This is a genomic window from Flavobacterium sp. HTF (assembly GCF_003105115.1).
GTDB lineage: Bacteria > Bacteroidota > Bacteroidia > Flavobacteriales > Flavobacteriaceae > Flavobacterium.
This window is the reverse complement of the sequence record NZ_QETH01000170.1, coordinates 1-2,616: the sequence shown is the minus strand read 5'-3', so window position 1 is coordinate 2,616 and position 2,616 is coordinate 1. Positions and strand designations below refer to the sequence as shown.

The 2,616-nt window shown below is 32.9% G+C and carries 3 protein-coding genes and 1 pseudogene; all 4 read left to right on the top strand.

The window, feature by feature from the left end:
- Nucleotides 1-94 (top strand): annotated as a pseudogene (locus DCO46_RS22470) (zinc metallopeptidase); the annotation flags it as partial.
- Between the two features lie 198 nt (nt 95-292).
- On the top strand, nt 293-1,516 hold the full coding sequence (gene lysA / locus DCO46_RS22465) for a diaminopimelate decarboxylase (RefSeq protein WP_116754690.1): 1,224 nt from the start codon (nt 293-295) through the stop codon (nt 1,514-1,516).
- Between the two features lie 264 nt (nt 1,517-1,780).
- Nucleotides 1,781-2,215, top strand: a complete 435-nt coding sequence (locus DCO46_RS22460) for a hypothetical protein (RefSeq protein ID WP_116754689.1) — start codon at nt 1,781-1,783, stop codon at nt 2,213-2,215.
- Between the two features lie 170 nt (nt 2,216-2,385).
- On the top strand, nt 2,386-2,616 hold a 231-nt coding region (locus tag DCO46_RS22455), incomplete at its 3' end, for a helix-turn-helix transcriptional regulator (RefSeq protein ID WP_133244630.1).

Below are 2,616 nucleotides of genomic sequence, written 5' to 3'. Positions count from 1 at the left end.
GTGGGCGGCAAGAACATACGTTGTAGCAGCGCTTGGATCAATCGCTACTTTGTTGTACTATATTTCGATTTATTCAGGAAGCAGGAGGAATTAATTAATTTCGTGAATTCGTGGCAAAAAAATCTTTGTATCTTTGTACCTCTGTCTCTTTGAACCTCCTACTAGGTTACAAAATTCCAAAAACAGCAACTTTTTGTTTAAAAACAAACAATTTGTTATAATTTGTTATTTTTCTACAAATTATTTGCTGATAGACAAAAGAGTAATAACTTTGCTCAAAATAATTTGAAAAATGCAAGCAAAAGATTTACTGCAGTTAGCAGACCAATTTGGAAGTCCATTGTATGTTTACGATGCCGAAAAAATCCAATCTCAGTACAACAGATTAACTAAAGCTTTCTCTAAGGTAGAAAACTTAAGAGTTAATTATGCCATGAAGGCATTGTCTAACATTGCAATTCTTCAGTTATTAAAGAACATGGGGTCTGGCTTAGATACTGTATCCATTCAGGAAGTTTTATTAGGACTTCATGCTGGCTATGATCCTGACAAAATTTTCTTTACACCAAACGGAGTTTCTCTGGAAGAAATTGAAGAAGTTGCCGCAATGGGTGTACAAATCAATATTGATAACTTATCGATTTTAGAGCAATTCGGAACAAAATATCCACAAATTCCGGTATGTATCCGTATCAATCCGCACGTAATGGCGGGTGGAAATGCCAATATTTCTGTTGGACATATTGATAGTAAATTCGGAATCTCTGTTCATCAGATACCTCATATATTGCGAATTGTTGAAAACACAAAAATGAGTATCGTAGGTATTCACATGCACACAGGATCTGATATTTTGGATATCGAAGTATTCTTGTATGCTGCTGAAATCCTGTTCGATACGGCAAAACATTTTAAAGATTTAGAATTTTTAGATTTCGGAAGCGGATTTAAAGTTCCATACAAAAAAGACGATATCGAAACAGACATCGAAGAATTAGGTAAAAAATTATCTAAAAGATTCAACGCTTTCTGTGCAGAATATGGCAGAGATTTAACACTGATTTTCGAACCAGGAAAATTCCTTGTGAGCGAAGCAGGTTTCTTCTTAGCAAAAGTAAACGTAGTAAAACAAACAACTTCAACAGTTTTCGCCGGAGTTGACAGTGGTTTCAACCACTTAATCCGTCCGATGTTTTACGGTTCACAACATTATATCGAAAACATCTCTAACCCAAAAGGAAAAGAGCGTTTTTACTCTGTTGTAGGTTATATTTGCGAAACAGATACTTTTGCCAACAACCGCAGAATTTCAGAAATTACCGAAGGTGATATTTTAGCTTTCAGAAATGCCGGAGCCTATTGTTTCTCCATGTCTTCAAACTACAATTCAAGATACAAACCAGCAGAAGTTCTTTGGAAAGACGGAAAAGGAATCCTGATTCGCGCTCACGAAACATTTGAAGATTTACTTAAAAATCAAATTCCGTTGCCACAAGAAGTTGCAGCAACAGTTTAAAATAAAAAAAAGAGAATATCATTGTAATCCCGTTTCTTAATTGAGGCGGGATTTTTTTTATAGATTTTAGTCCCGAAGCCTCGGGATTAGATTTTAGATTAACACATTGTCAGGCTGAGCGAAGTCGAAGCCCACGCAAACTAACCACATTATTTCCAGAAATGACAAAATTATGGATAATTGAAATTGGAGTTAAACTTAAAAAATTACAGATTTATACTATTTTTTTAGTTAATATTGTAATATTAACTAAAAAGGAAAAACATGGGACTTTCAAAAGCAATTGTAGCAATTAAAGGAAATCAGCTTAATCAAATAAATAAAATTTCTGAAATTCTTAATTATTTTGAAGATGAAAATTTATCCGATGAAATTTCACAAACAACCGAATTTAAAAACGGCTGGACAATTTTACAAGATGAAGAAATGGTTTTTGTTTCAGAAGAAGACTTACTTCAGGAATTATCGGAGGAATTGGATACAGAAGTTTTTTCACTTACAATACAATCTACTGCTGCAACTTATGGATTCTCTCATTTCAATAACGGAAACTCAAGAATTATTTTAGTACAAGATGGTGATATTTTAGAAAATTCGGGTGAATCAATAATTCAAGAAAAAGATTTAAATATTGACGAAAATATTTCAGAAAGTGAAATTTCAAAGATTGCTGAAAAGTTAGGAATTGATGTTGAGTAAATAGCTATCATAACTGAAACATTTCCAATTTTACAGAGTTTCTTACGAAGATTTCTCCTTAGTCGAAATGACAAGATTATGGATAATTGGGATTATATTTAAACATTCAATTAAATAAGAAAAAACATATTTTCATATCATTCAAATAAAAAAATAAATACCTTTGAAATATGAGCACAACATCAAAACCAAAACATATCGGCAGAAACATAAGCCGAATCAGAGAGCTTAAAGGTATGAAGCAGGAAGCCCTTGCAATTGCAATTGGTTTAAGCCAGCAAACTATTTCTACTATTGAAGCAAGCGAAACTGTTGACCAAGAAAGACTTATAGAAATTGCAAAAGCACTTGGCGTTACTGTTGAAGCAATTGAAAATTTTTCAGAAGAAGCAGTTTTTAAT

Coding starts and splice junctions, on each gene's coding strand:
- lysA (WP_116754690.1), top strand. CDS start 293: ATGCAAGCAAAAGATTTACTGCAGTTAGCAGACCAATTTGGAAGTCCA.
- DCO46_RS22460 (WP_116754689.1), top strand. CDS start 1,781: ATGGGACTTTCAAAAGCAATTGTAGCAATTAAAGGAAATCAGCTTAAT.